Source organism: Spirosoma humi, from assembly GCF_054776575.1.
The window spans coordinates 297,524-315,181 of sequence record NZ_BAAHBR010000008.1; the positions used below are offsets into that span (position 1 = coordinate 297,524).

General features: G+C 48.7%; 19 protein-coding genes. 11 read left to right on the forward strand and 8 right to left on the reverse strand.

Features of this window, described 5'->3' with window-relative positions; all coding sequences use genetic code 11:
* Nucleotides 1-7: 7 nt before the first annotated feature.
* The 8 genes from ACYU8Y_RS09800 (at nt 8) to ACYU8Y_RS09835 (ending at nt 5,670) form a co-directional block, all read left to right on the forward strand.
* A complete protein-coding gene (locus ACYU8Y_RS09800) occupies nt 8-331 on the forward strand; it encodes a cytochrome C oxidase subunit IV family protein (protein WP_460936633.1) in 324 nt (107 codons plus the stop codon).
* Between the two features lie 3 nt (nt 332-334).
* On the forward strand, nt 335-1,045 hold the full coding sequence (locus tag ACYU8Y_RS09805) for an SCO family protein (RefSeq protein ID WP_460936635.1): 711 nt from the start codon (nt 335-337) through the stop codon (nt 1,043-1,045).
* A 10-nt stretch (nt 1,046-1,055) separates the two neighbouring features.
* A complete protein-coding gene (locus ACYU8Y_RS09810) occupies nt 1,056-1,598 on the forward strand; it encodes a DUF420 domain-containing protein (protein WP_460936637.1) in 543 nt (180 codons plus the stop codon).
* Between the two features lie 347 nt (nt 1,599-1,945).
* Nucleotides 1,946-2,215: a DUF983 domain-containing protein gene (locus tag ACYU8Y_RS09815; RefSeq protein ID WP_460939010.1), complete on the forward strand. Its 270-nt coding sequence runs from the start codon at nt 1,946-1,948 to the stop codon at nt 2,213-2,215.
* Nucleotides 2,216-2,325: 110 nt separating this feature from the next.
* The gene (locus ACYU8Y_RS09820) at nt 2,326-2,925 is read left to right on the forward strand and encodes an RNA polymerase sigma factor (RefSeq protein ID WP_460936639.1); all 600 of its coding nucleotides are present in this window, start codon (nt 2,326-2,328) and stop codon (nt 2,923-2,925) included.
* Nucleotides 2,894-3,826, forward strand: a complete 933-nt coding sequence (locus ACYU8Y_RS09825; RefSeq protein WP_460936641.1) for a hypothetical protein — start codon at nt 2,894-2,896, stop codon at nt 3,824-3,826. The genes ACYU8Y_RS09820 and ACYU8Y_RS09825 overlap by 32 nt, the downstream gene beginning before the upstream one ends.
* Nucleotides 3,823-4,842 (forward strand): outer membrane beta-barrel protein, encoded by a 1,020-nt coding sequence (locus ACYU8Y_RS09830; RefSeq protein WP_460936643.1) that lies wholly within the window; start codon nt 3,823-3,825, stop codon nt 4,840-4,842. The genes ACYU8Y_RS09825 and ACYU8Y_RS09830 overlap by 4 nt, the downstream gene beginning before the upstream one ends.
* A 3-nt stretch (nt 4,843-4,845) precedes the next feature.
* Entirely contained in the window at nt 4,846-5,670 is an 825-nt protein-coding gene (locus ACYU8Y_RS09835) for an NAD(P)H-binding protein (protein WP_460936645.1), read from the forward strand.
* Here the strand turns inward: ACYU8Y_RS09835 and ACYU8Y_RS09840 are convergent.
* Complete coding sequence (locus ACYU8Y_RS09840) at nt 5,665-6,831, reverse strand: glycosyltransferase family protein (protein ID WP_460936647.1); 1,167 nt, start codon at nt 6,829-6,831, stop codon at nt 5,665-5,667. The genes ACYU8Y_RS09835 and ACYU8Y_RS09840 overlap by 6 nt on opposite strands.
* A gap of 12 nt (nt 6,832-6,843) precedes the next feature.
* Nucleotides 6,844-7,671 carry a UDP-2,3-diacylglucosamine diphosphatase gene (locus tag ACYU8Y_RS09845; protein WP_460936649.1) on the reverse strand — a complete coding sequence of 276 codons (828 nt, stop codon included), beginning with the start codon at nt 7,669-7,671 and terminating at the stop codon, nt 6,844-6,846.
* 113 nt (nt 7,672-7,784) lie between these two features.
* Between ACYU8Y_RS09845 and ACYU8Y_RS09850 the strand changes: the two genes are divergently transcribed.
* Nucleotides 7,785-8,417 carry an acetyltransferase gene (locus ACYU8Y_RS09850; RefSeq protein ID WP_460936651.1) on the forward strand — a complete coding sequence of 211 codons (633 nt, stop codon included), beginning with the start codon at nt 7,785-7,787 and terminating at the stop codon, nt 8,415-8,417.
* A gap of 35 nt (nt 8,418-8,452) precedes the next feature.
* On the opposite strand, the gene fcl is transcribed toward ACYU8Y_RS09850, so the two are convergent.
* Nucleotides 8,453-9,394 (reverse strand): GDP-L-fucose synthase, encoded by a 942-nt coding sequence (gene fcl / locus ACYU8Y_RS09855; RefSeq protein ID WP_460936654.1) that lies wholly within the window; start codon nt 9,392-9,394, stop codon nt 8,453-8,455.
* A gap of 118 nt (nt 9,395-9,512) precedes the next feature.
* Here fcl and ACYU8Y_RS09860 point away from each other — a divergent pair, with 118 nt between their 5' ends.
* A complete protein-coding gene (locus ACYU8Y_RS09860) occupies nt 9,513-10,526 on the forward strand; it encodes a toxin-antitoxin system YwqK family antitoxin (protein ID WP_460936656.1) in 1,014 nt (337 codons plus the stop codon).
* 132 nt (nt 10,527-10,658) lie between these two features.
* Here ACYU8Y_RS09860 and ACYU8Y_RS09865 read toward each other — a convergent pair whose 3' ends face one another.
* From ACYU8Y_RS09865 to ACYU8Y_RS09875, 3 genes are all read right to left on the reverse strand, one after another.
* Nucleotides 10,659-11,468 carry a tetratricopeptide repeat protein gene (locus ACYU8Y_RS09865; RefSeq protein WP_460936658.1) on the reverse strand — a complete coding sequence of 270 codons (810 nt, stop codon included), beginning with the start codon at nt 11,466-11,468 and terminating at the stop codon, nt 10,659-10,661.
* A gap of 73 nt (nt 11,469-11,541) precedes the next feature.
* Entirely contained in the window at nt 11,542-12,957 is a 1,416-nt protein-coding gene (locus tag ACYU8Y_RS09870; protein ID WP_460936660.1) for a DEAD/DEAH box helicase, read from the reverse strand.
* 71 nt (nt 12,958-13,028) lie between these two features.
* Nucleotides 13,029-13,925, reverse strand: coding sequence for a fructosamine kinase family protein (locus tag ACYU8Y_RS09875; RefSeq protein ID WP_460936662.1), 897 nt, complete (start codon nt 13,923-13,925; stop codon nt 13,029-13,031).
* 88 nt (nt 13,926-14,013) lie between these two features.
* Here ACYU8Y_RS09875 and ACYU8Y_RS09880 point away from each other — a divergent pair, with 88 nt between their 5' ends.
* Nucleotides 14,014-15,225 carry an anhydro-N-acetylmuramic acid kinase gene (locus ACYU8Y_RS09880; protein ID WP_460936664.1) on the forward strand — a complete coding sequence of 404 codons (1,212 nt, stop codon included), beginning with the start codon at nt 14,014-14,016 and terminating at the stop codon, nt 15,223-15,225.
* 13 nt (nt 15,226-15,238) lie between these two features.
* On the opposite strand, the gene mog is transcribed toward ACYU8Y_RS09880, so the two are convergent.
* Entirely contained in the window at nt 15,239-15,763 is a 525-nt protein-coding gene (gene mog / locus ACYU8Y_RS09885; protein WP_460936666.1) for a molybdopterin adenylyltransferase, read from the reverse strand.
* Between the two features lie 66 nt (nt 15,764-15,829).
* Nucleotides 15,830-17,650: a glycosyltransferase gene (locus tag ACYU8Y_RS09890; RefSeq protein ID WP_460936668.1), complete on the reverse strand. Its 1,821-nt coding sequence runs from the start codon at nt 17,648-17,650 to the stop codon at nt 15,830-15,832.
* Nucleotides 17,651-17,658 lie beyond the last annotated feature (8 nt).

Consider the following 17,658-nt stretch of genomic DNA (forward strand, 5'->3'; position numbering starts at 1 on the left):
TACTATCATGTCTGATCAAACACACGGAACACACGAAGTTGGTGAAATACCACCAGCAAATACAGGTCTAATCTGGCGTACTTTTGTCATTCTTTCGGTTATTACAGCCTTCGAATTTACGTTGGCGTATTTTATGAAAGCGGGTGGATTCAGAACGTCCATTTTCGTCATCATGACCCTGGTGAAAGCTTTTTACATTGTTGGTGAATTTATGCACCTTAAGCACGAAGTAAAGAGTCTGATCTGGGCCATCGTTATACCAATCGTTTTCATCATTTGGTTACTGGTTGCATTATTGACCGAAGGCGGTTCAATATTTCAATTACGATAATTCATGACGGTCAATCGAAAAGCCGGGATCCTGCTCGTTACGCTGCTGGTCCCGGCTTTACTGTATATTTTTCTGCGCTTTGCTACGCAGAACCACTATGTTCTGCCGCGTTACTTGCCTAAAATTGACTCAACGAAAGGTGAGCCATTGATAGGGAAAGTAACCCTTGCTGATGGTAGTGTAGTGACCGATACTATTTACAATCGAATTCCGCATTTCAAGCTCATTGACCAGGATGGAAAAACGGTAGATGAGTCGGTTGTAAAGAATAAAATCTACGTTGCCTCTTTCTTTTTCACGCGTTGTGGGACTGTATGCCCCCGTATTTCCTCACAACTTAGCCGAGTGCAGGATATTTTTCGAAACAATCCATCAATTGTTTTTTTATCCCATTCGGTTGATCCTGAACACGATCGCCCGGCCCAGCTAAAAGCCTACGCCAAGAAGTACGAAGCCATCCCCGGCAAATGGTATTTTCTAACAGGGAGTAAGGCTGACATTTATGATCTGGCCATGCATGGGTATTATCTGCCAGCGGTTGACGCCGGAGTGAAAGAGGGAAAACCAGACGAAACTTTTATTCATAGCGAAAAGTTGGTGTTAGTAGATAAGGAAGGCATTGTCAGAGGGTTTTATGACGGAACTGACAAAGAAGACGTGGATCGGCTGGTACTCGAAATGCGCGTGTTACTGGACATTTACAGCAAAGAATAATCTACTGCTTATGGAAGCATTACAGCCCGTTAAAGAGCAGAAAGCGAATCGGGTTATTACGGTTCTCTCATTAGCCATTCCTATTGCTGTTGCTGTATTGTTAGGCATTCGGCAGAAAGTGGACCTGGGTAGTTGGACAACTTATTTGCCACACGTAAATGGAATCATTAACTCCATTACCTCTATTTTACTGCTGTTAGGATTCTATTTTATCCGTCAAAAGAATATTGTGGCCCATAAGCGCACAATGTTAGCTGCTTTTACTTTCGGCTCTTTGTTTTTGGTTAGTTATGTATTGTATCATCTAACAAATGAGTCAACACCATTTGGTGGTCAGGGATGGATACGACCAGTTTATTATTTTCTGTTAGTATCGCATATTGTTCTTTCTGTAGTCGTGGTGTGGTTCGTATTGAGAGCCGTTTATTTTGCGTTGAGTGGGCAAATCAGCCGACACAAACAAACGGTTAAGTATGCGTTTCCAATTTGGTTGTACGTAAGTGTTACAGGCGTCATCGTGTATTTGCTGATTAAGCCGTATTATATTCATTAATGCAGGAGGGATCATGAGAAGTTGGAAAGTGTGGTTAGTTTTTATTACCCTGATGAGCAGTGCGCCAAGTGTGATGGCGCAATGTGCTATGTGCCGGGGGACGGTGGAAAGCACGGTAAGTAATGGGCGTAGCGTTATAGCGTCCGACTTGAATATTGGTATTGTTTATTTATTAATGATTCCTTATCTCATTGTAGCCTCAATTGCTTATCTGTGGTATCGAAACAGCAAACGTGAGTATGGAAGACGTCTCGAAATTGCAGGCCGCGTTAAAAGGGCTATGTCCTAGATGTCGGAAGGGCAAAATCTTTAAAAAACCCTTTTATTCGCCCCGTGGATTCGACGAAATGTATGAGCACTGTCCACATTGTGGATTGCGTTACGAAGTTGAACCGGGTTATTTTATTGGGGCTATGTATGTTAGTTATGCCATCTCGGGTGGAGTAGCCTTAGTCCTGGGATTTCTGATCTTCTATCTGGGCCATGATCCTGACGGTTGGGTGTATGCCAGCGTTGTGGCTCCCGTTATGATTATCATAGCGCCCGTCAATTTTCGAATATCACGCGTTATTTGGCTACACTATGTAGCCGGAATCAAGTATGTAAAAGGGCTGTAAAGGCCCTTTTTTTTATGCCTTGCTGTGAAAGAAAAATAAGTGGAAATTTTTATTTCGTCCATGCAACCAGCCGCTTTTATATTGCATCTGATAGACGAACCTAAACAAATATGCTGCGACTTATACCGTTTTTTACGACAGAGGCACAACTGATTGTTGCGCTGAAGCGGGGCGAAAGTCGTGCGCACAAAATCGTATACGAGCGGTTTGCGGGTAAAATGCTGGCCGTCTGTACGCGTTATTGTGCCAATAGAGATGATGCCGAAGAGGTAATGCTCGATGGTTTTATGCGTGTGTTCGAGAAGATTGAGCAATTTCGGGAAGAGGGTAGCTTTGAGGGTTGGATCAGACGCGTTATGGTTACGGAATCGCTGATGTTTCTACGAAAAGCAAAACAATGGCGGCAGGAAGTCCCCATTGACGAAGTTACCGTTGAACCAGACTATGAATGGGCCGACACCGCTGTGAATGAAAACGATCTAATGCGTTTGGTTAATCAACTGCCCGATGGGTATCGAACAGTATTTAACCTATATGCGATTGAAGGCTATGCGCATGCTGAAATTGCGGAAATGCTCGGTATTTCCGAGGGGACGTCAAAATCGCAATTGAGTAGGGCCCGCATGATGCTACAGGCAAACTTAAAAAAAATGGAACAGGACTTCAGAAATGTATCCTATGAAAAAACATACAGAAAAGCTGCCAATTGACGAGCTATTTGCTCGGAAACTTGGCAACGCATCCTTAACGCCCGATTCGGATGGCTTTGCCCGACTACAGGCTCGTATGGGTCAGCACAAGCCAGAGCCCCAAATGGTGTTCTGGCGCAATCCCGCCATACAGCGGTATATGGCGGCTGCAGCCTGTCTGCTGCTGGTTGCTTTGTTCGGGTGGCTCTATTGGCCATCTGCCGATAGTACAGAGCGGGGAGGAAATCAACTGGCAACGAACCAACCAGTGGAGGCCGTAACGAAAAAGCCGGTTCAGAAAAACCTTAATAGGCCGCAAGACAACCCGGATAAACAGCTCCCTATGGTATCGGGCGAAGAAGAATCAATGCCGGAGATTAATACCAACCAGGCCGCTAATTCGACTGATTTGGCCAAAGTTGACCGTGTTGTCACTAGTAAAATCAATGGGGGCGTCAAGAAGCAAAACGGAGTTCCATCAAATCAGGCGGTACCAACAGCCCCCCTGCTGGCACAGGAAAAGCCAATGGAGAACAAGCCCAAAGTCGATGTAACTCCACCCGCTCCAGTTGCCTCTGCCATACCAACTCCAGCCGAGCAAGTAGCCGATGCTAAACCGATTGCAAAACCTAGTCCGGTAGCCGAACGGGTACTGGTGGTCACTATTGCCGAACCAGCAGCGCTGGTGGCTGCTCGACAGATGGCTAAAGCTTCTGTGGAGGAAAAAGCTGCCCTGGCTCAACATGATAAGTCTTCTAAAGAAACGAAGGGCGGTGGATTGTGGCAACAGCTAAAGCGCGTTAAAGAGGGAGAGGTATTTGCTCGTCAGGATAATACAGATAACGATGAAAGCGGATTGCTGGGACGGGCCTACAACGGCCTAAAACATAGCTTGGAGAAAGATAAAACGACAAAACAATGAACCGACTGCTACAGACATTCGCTATACTGAGTGGCTTATTTGTAACGATACAGGCTCAGGCCAAATTTATAAATCCAACCGATTCGTTGGTAATTCGATTTGCCAACCGTACGCGTCTGGTCATTTACGCACCCGATAAAGCGGGAATCCAAGCCCTGTCAAACTACGATCTGAATAAGATTGTGCGGGAAATGGGCATGAAACTGGATTCGGTGCCGGGTGGACAGACCGCTATTTCACAGGATGGCGGTCGCTTTCTAAAAGACACAGTACTGGTCATTACAAAACAGAAGGATGGGGTTTCGATCGTCGTTAATAGTGACGGAGATACAACGAAAACTTGGTCACAGAAGAAAGACAATACGGACCGGGACTACGATCGGGCAAGACGGAGAAAACGGGGTGACGGAAACAACTTCGATTACACTGTTAGCATTGGTCTGAATACGCTGGTTCAGCAAAGTGCAAACCCAGCCTATCCAGAAGACAGCTACGCGTTGAAGCCATTAGGATCGCGTTACTTCGCTTTATCGGCGGGCGCAATGCCAACGCTGATTCGGGGTAAGTACGCGTCCTTAAAGCTGTATTATGGCGTTGAAGTAGCGTGGAACAACTTCATGTTTGAGGACAATAAAATTGCTGAAAAAGGGCCAGCGGGGGTTGCCTTTACCGATGCAGGCAGGGAATTGCAAAAAAGTAAACTAACCGTTTGTACGTTGGGTATCCCGGTCGTGCCACGTGTAACCTTCTACAACAGCGATGGACGGAAAGTTTGCCATATTGGTTTTGGGGGATACGTAAACTACCGGCTCGATAGTTACCGAAAAGTTAAAGAAGCGGATGGCAGCAAAGATCGTCGGCACTCTGACTACTACCTGAATAGCTTCCGGTATGGTCTGGTTGCTCACCTGGGCGTTCGTAGTTTCGACTTTTTCGCCAAGTATGATCTAAATCCATTATTTGAAACGGGTAAAGGTCCCGACGTTAGAACCCTTACCTTTGGTATTGGATTCTAATATATGTCTCAGAAAACCATTTCGATCATTGGCTGTGGCTGGCTGGGTACACCGCTGGCCGAAAAACTCCTTGCCAGCGGATATACCGTAAAGGGTAGCACAACCTCGGCTGAGAAGTTAACCCTGTTGCGTCAGAAGGGAATCAATGCTTATCAATTAAGTTTAAACCCGGAACCGGTTGGCAATCTGTCTGCGCTGTTGGAAACGGATATACTGGTCATTGATATTCCTCCCAAAGCCGGGAAAATGGGGGATGCCTTTCATCCGGAACAAATTCATCACCTGACCGATGCCGTGCGTAACTCATCCGTGTCGCACGTAATTTACGTAAGCTCAACATCGGTCTATCCTGAACTTGGCCGGGTTGTGGTGGAAGCGGATGTTAAAACGCCGACAGAAGCTGCCGCGCCGGGACTGGCACAGGCCGAACAACACATTCAGCAGCTTGTATCCCCTTGCCGGACAACTATATTGCGCTGCGGTGGCCTGATGGGATACGACCGTATTCCAGGAAAATACGTAGCTGGACGAACCGTTGACAGTGGCGCTGTCCCCGTTAATTACCTCCATCGGGATGATGCCGTAGAGTTACTGGCTGCAGTAATTAACTTGAGCCTGACGGGTATATACAATGCGGTTGCGCCTGAACATCCAACTCGTGAGGCTATTTATCGCAAAAGCTGCGCTGACTTCGGTTACCAATTGCCAAATTTTGTTACACCCGAAAAGCCAGTTTCGTATAAGACTATTTCTGTGGAAAAATTGGTGCAGGCAACGAACTACCAATTTCAGTATCCTGATCCACTACAGTTTCTATACCGGCTATGACCGGAGCAAATGCCGGACACGCGTTGATAGAAAACCACCCGACGACGGCTTGCCGGACGACCGTACAGCCCGGTTCAAAGCGCCCAGGAATAAGAAGTAACCCTGGGCATGCCAAGTCCGGAATCGTTCGCTGACCCGTGGGTCATGCTGAGGGATATAGGCCAGGAGCTGATTCAGGTCAAACCGGTCTGAGGCAATGCCAGCGCCCGCCCGCTGGCTATCGATAGCGTTGCAGGACTGTTCGTAGTGATTGGGTTGGGGAATCATCAAGGCTGGTTTTCCCAGGTACAACGCTTCACAAACCGATTCAAATCCGGCTGTGGTCACCATTGCCTTGCAGCGAGCCATAAAGTCCAGAAACCGTTTTCCATCGATAGCGTGGTAGGTCAATGTATCGTCGATGCGTTGATCGGGGCCGGTTGCGTCTGAATGAAAGGCATGCATCTGAACGTCGGGCCGTTGCAGGTGTGCTTTTTCCAATTCTATTTTTAGGCCGGGCTGCGTGACATAAGCCAATAGGAAATCCGCGTTCGCATCCGTGCCAGCTGCTTTGGGCTTTAGTTCAGTTACCTCCCGGCGTAGTAAAGGAGGCACAACGCGAAGTCGTTTTCGGGGTTCGTTCGCTTGTTTATCGAACGATAGAGCAAGTAATTCCTGTGCCCCGAAGCAGGTTAGCAGCGTGTTAAACTTGAAGGCCTGTCGATAGAACCACTGGCCTTTTGGGCGCTGAAAGTCTGGATGGAAAGCCATGTATTGATGAGCAATACAAATCATTGGGACAGACGGCCGCATAAGGGCATAAGTCATGCCACCCAACATCTCGTAAAAGTTGACGACTACATCGGGTTTTTGGCCGTTAATGTGGTCACGTACCTGCTTTAAACTGCGCCAGAAGGGGCGCATGCTGCGAATGGCCTGTATGGTTGTTTTGCCTGGTTCCAGGGCATTCGTGCCAGCGTTATAAACCAAACCCGGACTAAAAACAGGTAAAATTGGCGCCTTAAACTGATTACTGAAAAATGTTGGGACCGTTCGCTCTGCCGTCACGCCAACGATAGCGCCAATCACTTCATAGCCCGCCATCTGTACCATCTGCGCGAGTGATAGCGCTTGGGTCAAATGACCACGCCCTTCTCCCTGAATTAAGAATAAAATACGCATGACAAGAAGGAATTAGGTTGTCTGAATCGGTAAACTGGCGCTCCCGGCTTGTTTAGTCAGGTCTTTTACAGCCTTTGTCGCTTCTTCATCGTCGGAGTCGGAAGAATAATAGAGTAGACTCCAGTCGCCGTCATGGTCCTCGACCAGCGCACTGAGTGACTCAACCCAGTCGCCGGAATTCATGTAGATGATACCATCGTATTCGTGGATAGCAGCCTGGTGAATATGGCCACAAATGACGCCATCGCAATTACGGGCGCGGGCTAACTCGGTTAGTTTCTGCTCGTAGTCGGAGATGTAACTGACGGCCTGCTTAATGCGGGACTTGACCAGCTGAGAGAGCGAGTAATAAGGCAATCCACGCCAGGTACGGTACTGGTTGTAAAACTTATTAACCCAAAGCAGAAACGTGTAGCCTATATCGCCCAGGTAGGCCAGCCATTTCATATGGGAAGTAATGGAGTCAAACACATCACCGTGAGTGACGTAAAACGTTTTTGTGCCCGAAGCCAGGATGTAGTCTTTCTGAATAGAAAAATTCTTGCCCACTTTGAGAGGCATGATCTGATCCAGAAAATCGTCGTGATTACCCCGCAGATAGATAACTTTGGTATCGTAATGAACGATTTGCTTTAAAACCGTTTTAAAAAAAGCAGTGTGTTTCTTTTTCCAGGTCCCATACTGCTTCAACTGCCACCCGTCAATGATGTCGCCGTTGAGGATAAGTTTCTGGCAGGAGTAATTTCGCAGAAACTCAGTAGCTTCTTTAGCCTTCGATCCGGTTGTGCCCAGATGAATATCTGATAAAACAATCGTGCGAAACTGGGTACTTAATTTCATGAACGAAACTAAACGCCAGACGTTAAATAGGATTTACCACATTGTTACCAAATTGCCAAGATTAATTGGCTATAAGACAAGTAATTAACATTGACTTAACAAATTATAGATAGATGGAGAATCCGGTGCTTATTTTAGGGGCAGGTAGCCTTGGGCTGACAGCTCTGGACCTATTTCAACGGAATAATGTCGTTGTGTACGGTCTGCTGGATGATAATAAAGACTTGCACGGGAAGGAGTTCAGTGACGTGTCGGTGCTGGGAGAGACGGATGATGATGGCTACTTGAAGCTTATTGGGCAAAAGTGTGAAGCTTTCGTAGCGATTGCCGACAGCCGTGTTCGCAAGCGGCTCGTTAAAATGCTTAACGAACGGCGTAAGGTGCAGCCTGTGAATGCAATCCATGATACCGCAACCCTATCAGCGCTGGCTGTTATTGGCCATGGCAATCTGATCGCGGCCCACGTAGTCGTGAACCCATTCGCCGAACTGGGGCAGCACTGCATTATTCAGGCAGGTACCGTTATTGAAACAAAAGCCAAAGTCGGAGATTTTGTCCACGTTGGCACGGGTTGCACGATCAACAGTGGTGTAATTATCGAAGAAGGAGCCTTTATTGGTACTGGCGCCACGCTTATAGCGGGCATTACCGTAGGGAAAAACGCCCGGATAGGGGCCGGTTCGGTTGTGGTTGAGAACGTAGAGGCTGGTGCAACCGTATTTGGTAACCCAGCAAAAAAACTGTAGAGACGCAAGTATTCGTCTCTACAGTGTGTTATATATTACTCAACGTACACTACTTCGTTTGCCAGGAAATCCTGATACGTGCGTTGGAGGCCGTCTTTCAGCTCGGTGGTATGTTTCCAGCCCATAGTATGTAGCCTGGACACATCCATCAGTTTTCGGGGAGTGCCGTCAGGCTTATCGGTATTCCACCGTAATTCGCCCGTAAAGCCAACCGTCTCTTTAATCAATTCGGCTACTTCCCGGATCGTAACGTCTTCACCCGTACCAATGTTGACGAACAGCGCATCGTCGTAATTCTCCATCAGGAAGAAACAGGCCGCAGCCAGATCGTCGGCATGAAGAAATTCGCGTTTGGGTGAGCCTGTTCCCCAGACTTCGACCGTAGGCTGGCCATTGATTTTAGCTTCGTGGAATTTGCGAATCAGGGCCGGGAGTACGTGCGAACCCTGTAAATCATAGTTGTCATTAGGACCATACAGATTCGTTGGCATGGCCGAAATGAAATTGCAACCATATTGACTCCGGTATGCTTCGCAAAGTTTGATGCCGGTAATCTTGGCGATGGCGTATGGTTCGTTTGTTTCTTCCAGAAAACCGCTCAGCAAATACTCTTCTTTGAGCGGCTGAGGAGCTAACTTTGGATAGATACACGACGACCCCAGAAACAGTAGCTTCTTTACCGCCGTCTGATAAGCACTATGAATGATGTTGGCCTCAATCAGCAGGTTATCGTACAGGAATTCGGCACGATAGATGTTGTTCGCTAGAATACCCCCAACTTTGGCCGCAGCCAGAAATACATAGTCGGGACGTTCCTGCTCAAAAAAGTCAGCAACGGCAGCCTGATTGCGTAAATCAAGTTCCGACGATGTACGGGTGATAATATTAGAAAAGCCTTCGGCCTGGAGTTTACGGACAAGGGCTGAGCCAACCATACCTCGATGTCCGGCAACGTAAATGCGAGCGTGTTTTTCCACAAGATTAGAGTAGTAAATAGACTGACTGGAAGGTAGTCTGTACCGTGGATAAAATAATAAAGCTTTTTACAGCGTTGCAAAACTAACAAACTTAAGGCACCAATCGTTTGTCTATGCCATGTTTGCACCTAACTTGAAACGACTGATCCCCATCTTATTATCGAGTGGTCTCCTAACGGTTGCCGCTCAGGCACAAACGGCACCGGCTTCGCTCACAACGGCGTCGAAGCCGGTGATTGCTCCATCGGGGGCGGCTCCGTCGCCTTTATCGGGTTTTTCCTCGGTGCCGTCGTCGCTCACCACCCTTGGTTTGCCAACGATGTCGTCTCTGAAAGATCAGAAAGATGCTTACCTCGCTGGCATCATGCCGGATTTAGGCCTGAAAGTAAAACAGCTAAAGAAGCTAAAAGCGGATCGAAAAAGCAAGAACAAATTATCCAAAACGGAATACGAAGGGCTGTCGATGATCAAAGCCTACACTAAGTTTGGCAGTGGCGACCGAACTGTTGTGGAGGAATTTTATGTGCTGCGTGACAAGGATGCTGCCAAGCCGCACGCTCATATTCGAGATGTTTACCGCTATTACCAAAAATCAGCTCGGGTAACCAGTTCCATTGTACGTGATGAAGGCACAGGTTTATTGCTGCATGGCCCTTATAAGCGCTACCAGAACGGCGATCTTGTTGAAGAAGGCTACTATTATGCGGGGATGAAAGATGGTCGCTGGGAGAAATACGACAGCAAGTTCATGCTTACGGACAAGGTGCGCTGGCACCAGGGCGTACCCGCCGAGTCTCGCTTGGTATTCTATGACTCAACCCATCACAAAATCAAGGAAATTATTCCAGTGGAATACGGAAAAGTGAAAGGTACCTACATGGCCTTTTACGAGAATGGGTTATTGGCTGAAGAAGGGAAATACGATAATGGTATCAAAGTGGGTCGATGGACAGAATATTATCCTGTTAATCCAAACGGTCGGCGTATGCGACGGAAACTCACCCAGTATGCCAGCAGCCAATGGGACACCGAGTTTGAACCTTATGTCATCAGCGAATGGGACGAAAAGGGTAAACTAACCTTTGAACGAGCGAAGGAAAAAGTCGTTCAGGACGAAGAAACGGAGAACTAGGGGGATGGAGCTACCTCGACGGACATCTAGGAAGGACCTAACAAGTTCGGCATGACGCGTCGGAGAATCCCTGTTACAAGCCAAATCAACTTTAAATAAAAAAGTCGTCGCCATACAGTTGCGACGACTTTTTTATTTAAATATCTTCTTGGGATCAGGCTGTTTAGCCAATAACTCGTTCAAATAACCCAGGTCGAGTACGGACATATCCAGGCTGTGCGTCTGGTGAAAATATTCCCACGCCTTTGCATAATCGGCCTTCAGAAAATACACAACTGATAATTTCTGATACGATGGAGCACTATTGGGGCTTAGCGCGATCGCTCGTTGTAAATAGCCTTCTGCCTCCGTGAGTAGCTCCGATTCAGGCTTGGCCTGGTATTGCTTTATCTCCACGGTAGCCAGATCGGTCATCAAAGCTACATTGCTATCGGCGATGGTTATGCCTTTTTTCAGCATTCGGATCGCCGTAGGCAACTGATTTTTCTGGTAGTAAACGACACCCAACCCCCAAAATGCGTCGGCGTTTCGGTCGTTGAGCAACCACGATAAATTGAATCGGTAAGCAGCCGTATCCAGTTGCCCATCGGCAACATAATCCCAGCCACGGGCCGCAAAAAAATCACTGGCTTCGGGACGGCTGGAAAAATTACGGTCGCAGTCGTTCAGGAAATGGATTTCAGCATCAATCTGGTCCGCCGTTTTTGGCCGTTCACCAAAGAGAGGCAGGCTATTTAACGAACTACCAGTCGATTCAGCTACATCTGTTGACACGGACTCGGCGAGCTGCTGAGTGATCGGTTCAACGGGGCGTTGAGCAGGTCGAGTCTGCCGTGCTGAATCGCCCGAACGGGCTGATATAACAAACTGCTTTGGCTGTGCTACCGTCAAAATAGGTAGCGCAACAAAAGCCCATTGTATCAGAGTCATCCGAACATTCATAGAAAATACTATACCGGGGAGTGTTGTCTCGATAGAACGAAATGAGCATTCAAGTTAGTACATTTTCAATCGATTACCGGCGTCCCCCGCGCGGCCCCGACTTCTTCGCACCACCTGATTTGTTAGCCGATTTACCTTTGAATCCACCCGAACGCGAACCCGTGCCCGATAGGGCTGCCGGCGCAACACCCATCCGTTTGGCTTTTGCTTTCAGACGAGCCTTGTCAGCAGGTGTGTTTACCGTCTTTTTTTCGTGGAAAGCACCCAGGAAGGTCGGATCTTCTTTCCGACGTTGTTCGTCGATCTCCCGCAGCATCGCCTGTTCCTCGTCGAATGGCGTTTCCGTTACCGCTACGTCAGCTGGCAGCGGTTCGCGGGGAATTGTCATGCGAATGATCCGTTCAATCTTCTGCACATGATACTCTTCCGCTTTGGTCAGAAACGTGATGGCTTCACCTGAGCGGTTGGCTCGGCCCGTCCGGCCGATCCGGTGAACGTAATCCTCGTAGATGAGAGGCAGATCGAAATTGATCACATGGCTTACTTCGGCTACATCAATCCCGCGGGCAGCCACATCGGTTGCTACCAGCACTTGAATATTGCCCTCTTTGAAGGCTTCCATGGCATTGATGCGCGTATTTTGCCCTTTGTTGGCGTGAATCACGCGCACTTTGTCCGGGTTTAATACCTTGCGTGACAGAAATTTATAGATATTCTCCGCCGTGCCTTTCGTTCGGGCGAAGATGATCACGCGCTGGAAAGCTTCCTTCGTGATCAGGTGATCCAGCATGTTAATTTTGGTGCGGAAGTTGGGTGCTTCGTAAATCACCTGATTCACCATGTCGGCAGTTGATGCCTGCGGAGAAACCTCAATTTTGATGGGCGCTTCCAGAAATTCGGCCGATAACCGTTCGACCCGCCCGCCAAACGTAGCGGAGAAAAGTAAGTTCTGGCGTTTCCGGGGAATGACTTCCAGAATTGACCGGATTTGGGGCATAAAGCCCATATCCATCATTTTATCGGCTTCATCGAGAACCATTGTGCGAATCTCCTTCGTCACAATTTCGCCGGTGCGGTATAAGTCCATGAACCGGCCGGGGGTGGCTACAATCAGATCGATTCCTTTGCGAAGGGCTTCTATCTGAGTTTTCGGACCAAGACCGCCATAAAGAGCTACATGGCGGAGGTCCGTGTATTTGCCCAATTCGCTGATCGCCTGGTTAATTTGCATGACCAGTTCGCGGGTAGGAGCCAGGATCAGCGCACGCGGGTTCTGCCCCTGTGCGTATTTCACCTTCATCAGAATCGGAAGCAGGTAAGCCGCTGTTTTGCCCGTTCCGGTTTGGGCAATGCCCAGTACGTCGTGGTTTCCCAGACTCAGCGGAATGGTTTGCTGTTGAATGGGGGTCGGTTCTGAATAACCAAGTTCAGCAACGGCGTTTAGCAACTGCCGGTTCAGCTCGAACTGTTCGAACGAAGTAATTTCCATAAATGTCTGGCCTAGTTTCCTGCGTAGACCGTTTGAATAATGCGTGGATAATCTCCCGATTAGCCTGACTGTTAGAACTGTTTTAGTACCCGTTCTACGCCACTAACGTAGCCCGAGCCAAACAGATTCACATGAACCAGCAGTGGATACAAGTTATAGATGGCTATGCGCTCACCGAAGCCATCCTGAAGGGGGAATGTTTCGTGATACGCGTCGTAAAAACGGTCGTCGAAACCGGCAAATAATTTGGTGAAGGCAAGTTCTGCTTCGCGAAAACCATAATAAACTGCCGGGTCGATGAGCGCTGGTTGCCCATCTTCCGTAACGAGCACATTGCCCGACCACAGGTCGCCGTGAAGCAGGGCGGGCCGCTCATTGGGTAGCAAGTCCGGTAAACGTTCGCGGAGCCGTAATAAAGCGTCGTACGTTGTTTTGGTTAGCAGCCCTTTATATAACGCCAGACCCGCCTGCGGAAGCAGCCGGTGTTCAAAAAAGAAATCGTAGCCGTTTGCCGTTAGCGTATTGATCTGTGGGAGCGTGCCAATGTAATTGGCAAAATTTAATCCGAATGTTGTTTGTGTGTGTGAATGTAAAACGGCCAGCGAATGCCCCAGGGTTTCCCAATACGCTTTATCGGGTGTTCCGGGGTCAATATAATCGAGAATCAAGTAAGACTTTTCCAATTGTCGGCCATGACCAATGACGTTCGGTATATGCAATGCATCGGTCTGTCGAAGCAGATCCAGGCCCCGGGCTTCAGCCGCGAACAAATCAGGTTGCCCATCGGTAGCTGGCTCTAGTTGATTCCATTTTACGAAGAAGACACCTTCCGACGAAAACACCTGAGCCGATGTGTTAATGTTGCCACCGGAGATAAACTGCATTTCAATCACCTCGACCGATTGGCCCAGGGCTGAAAACAGAATGCTTTCGAAAAAAGAAAATTGCTCGTCGCCCCAAAAATCCATGCGTTATTTGCGTGTCGGCTGTTCTGTTTTAAAGGCTACTGGCCAAGTGGCCGTCTCTCGCAGCCGCGTTCTATTTTCCTGATTGTCTATGAATCCACAAATTCAGCACCTCTACGATATAGCTCAGAAGCCGGATCGCCGAATCCTTGGGCTCATGTCGGGCACCTCACTCGATGGTCTTGATGTGGCCTTATGCCGTATTTCGGGCAGTGGACCCGCCACATCGGTTACCCTCGAACGGTTTGCGACGATTCCCTTCGATGAGGAATTCAAAGCCGAAATTCGTACCATTTTTGCCCGACGGACCATTGACTTTGAACAGCTTTGTTTGTTGAACCCATACATTGGCCGGCTTCATGGTCAGCTTATTCTCGATTGCCTGCATAACTGGGGCATAGCCCCCGCTGAAGTGGACCTTGTGGCCAGTCATGGACAAACCGTCTATCACGCCCCCAAAAGTCAGCACCGGCGCGATAAGTTCCCGAACGCTACCCTCCAGATTGGCGATGGCGATCATATTGCTGCGGTAACGGGTATTCTGACGTTCAGTGATTTTCGGCAAAAACACGTCGCTCACGGGGGAGAAGGGGCCCCGCTCGCTGTGTACGGCGATTATTTTATGTTTTCCAAACGGGGCGAAAATCGAATTCTGCTCAACATGGGTGGGATTGCCAATTTTACGTATTTACCTGCCGATGAAGAGGCCAGCCGTGTCTTTACCACGGATACCGGACCAGGCAATACATTACTGGATGCCTATGCCCGAAAATTTCTGAACAAACCCTACGATGAGGACGGTGCATTAGCGGCTCAGGGACAAGTGAGTGCTGATTTATTATTGGCCTTAAAAGAGAACCCTTTTTTTGACGCTCCTTTTCCAAAAACCACCGGACCCGAAGTTTTCAACATAGCTTACGTTGAAGAGGCTCAACTACGCAGCCGGACACTTGATTTGTCTGCTGCCAATCTGATGGCCACGCTCGTGCAGTTTAGCGCCGATACCATCACGCAGGCCATAAAGCGCATTTTACCCGATTCCATTGAAGAAAAGGAGGCCCTTTTTCGGATTTATATGAGCGGAGGAGGAGCGCACAACCCACAACTTACGCAAAGGCTTTATGAAGCGCTTCCTGATTGCCAGTTCGATACGACAAGTAGCTTAGGTATCAATGGCGATGCGAAAGAAGCGGTCTTGTTTGCAGTCCTCGCTAACGAGAGTCTGGCTGGCGGAAAGACTTCTTTTGGCGACAGACAGGGTGTTCCAACTGTTTCCATGGGAAAGGTTAGCTTTCCGACGTAAAGCCACCGAAAAGCTAACCTTTAGGTCTGAAAACAACCATTTTATCTTCGTGTGTGGTCAGAAATGGGCCACCGATAAGATCAATGCAGTATGGAATGGCCGGAAAGACGACCGATAAGCACTGGCCAATCGCTTTCGGCTTGCCCGGTAAATTAAGGATGAGCGTCTGATTACGGACACCCGCCGTCTGCCGTGATAAAATGGCTGTGGGTACGTATTTAAGACTTTCCTGTCGCATCAATTCGCCAAAACCGGGCATCATTTTCTGGCAAACGGCCTCGGTCGCTTCTGGAGTGACGTCACGTAGGGCGGGGCCGGTACCCCCCGTTGTGACGACCAGACAGCAGCCTTCGGTGTCGGCCAGTTCAATCATTGTGGCCTCCAGTTGGTCCTGCTCATCGGGAATGATGCGGTATACCGGTTCCCATTCGCAACTAAGCCAATCAGTCAGAAAGCCAACTACGGCTTTCCCTGGAATGTCTTCATATATACCCGCACTAGCCCGGTCCGAAACGTTTATAATACCAATTCTTGTCATAAAAGCGTAAGCGATTAGGCAGCACACAGCCAGACGTTCAGGTATACGATGTCGTCGTATGTTGAGCTATGGTTTCCGCCGTTTTAGGGCTAAATCATGCGCGGTATCGTAGTAAGAACGGAGGCTGCTCCAGTCGAAAACATCGGCAATGCTCTCAACGCGGTTGCGTTGCTGAATCCGGTCACGCTGGGCCATTCTGACAAAGCGATAGAGGACATCGGCCAATTGATCAGCCGCTTCTTCAAACGATTGTGTCCGGCGATTGATTACGTAGATTCCCCGGTTCTCGTAGTCACGCATAATCTGCATGATAAAATCGCCGAAGCCTGACTGATCGCTGGTTACGGTTGGAATGCCCCGGACCACGCACTCGAGAGGTGTATATCCCCAGGGCTCGTAATAGCTTGGGAATACGCCCAGATGGCACCCGCGCACAAACTGGCTATAATCTAAACCAAAGAGCGGGTTCGTCGAAGCAATGAAATCAGGGTGATAAACGATTTTTACGCGGTCGAATTCATTATTGACCAGATTCGCTCTCTGAATAAACCGCGTCATGTCATCCTCCTGCACCAGATTATGTGTTACGAAGGGTGGTAGGTGCTTGGTTTTCCAGCTTTGCACCGTACGACGAAGCCGGAGTCGCCAATATTCATCGACAAAATTATTCAGGTCCGGTAGCGCCGTGCCCTGCGGATCAGAAGCGGCCGCCTGAAATAAGCGTTCGCCTACCTGTTTCTCGATGCTCTCACAGGTCTCCTGGATTTCATCAAGTAATGCCCGTGAGTGCAGCACCTCGGGGTTGATGGATGTATAGGGCTGTTTCGTAACCATGAACATAACGACCGTCATGTCCATGCCTGCCTCGCGCATCCGATAGTTCAGGCGTGCCAGGGCCTCGAGCGTAAGGTCATAGCCCTTGTTCGTAAATTCGAAACGACCGGATGTAAAGAAGTAAAGCGTTTTTTCCAGATCGAATGAATAACTCTGGAAGAAATGGCCCATCACAAATTCATGAATCTTCTGCTTGTAGCGAACGTGCAGATTCTGAAACTCGTGAACAGCCGCAAAACGCGTTACGTTGAGGCCGTTGGGCAAAACAAGATCAGGATTTCGGCCCAGAAAAACCTCACATTCACGGGCCGTAACATCACTCACTGTTGTGAAAACGTGCGCTTGTAATGCGGATAGTCGCTCAATAGTAGCCTGGCAATCAATACCATAATGCTGGGCTTCCCGCTTCCAGTCAAAGAACGGTAATTTACCATAAAAGCCGGGTTCGTTCTGCGCCAGATAACGCCCAAGCATGGTGGCGTGGGTGGTGAAAACGGTGGCCACTTTTACATTGTCACGACGCAGATCGGGCAAACCCGTGCTCGCCATCCATTCGTGGAAATGCGCCACGAAATCGACACGCCGGGCGTGATCTTCGGCCAGCAGCGTAATAAACAGGCGCACCATCTCACCAAAGGCAATCGTCTGATTGACGAGGTCTTCAACGTTAAGCGTGGAGAGTTGGTAATTAAGCCAGAGATTGGTTTTTATCTGATTCAGTTGATCAGGTGTAATGCTGCTGATATCGAACAACACAACCCGCGGACGGCCGGTAACGAGCCAGTATCCATACTCGACACGGTACCCCAACTGGCGCATCTTACGAACCGTCTGGCCGATTTCGGTTTCGTCAGAATCCGTGATGGGCTCAAATTCAGCGGCTGCCCGCTGCGGAAAATAAGGCCCTAAGGCGACGTAATTATCATCCCATTTTTCAACCATTGCCGGCACTTTCGACCGGATAACCGTATAAATCCCGCCTACCTGATTACACACCTCCCAGGCGATCTCGAGTAGTAATTTCCGCTTCGATGTTGAGAATACCGCTTCCAAATTGATTA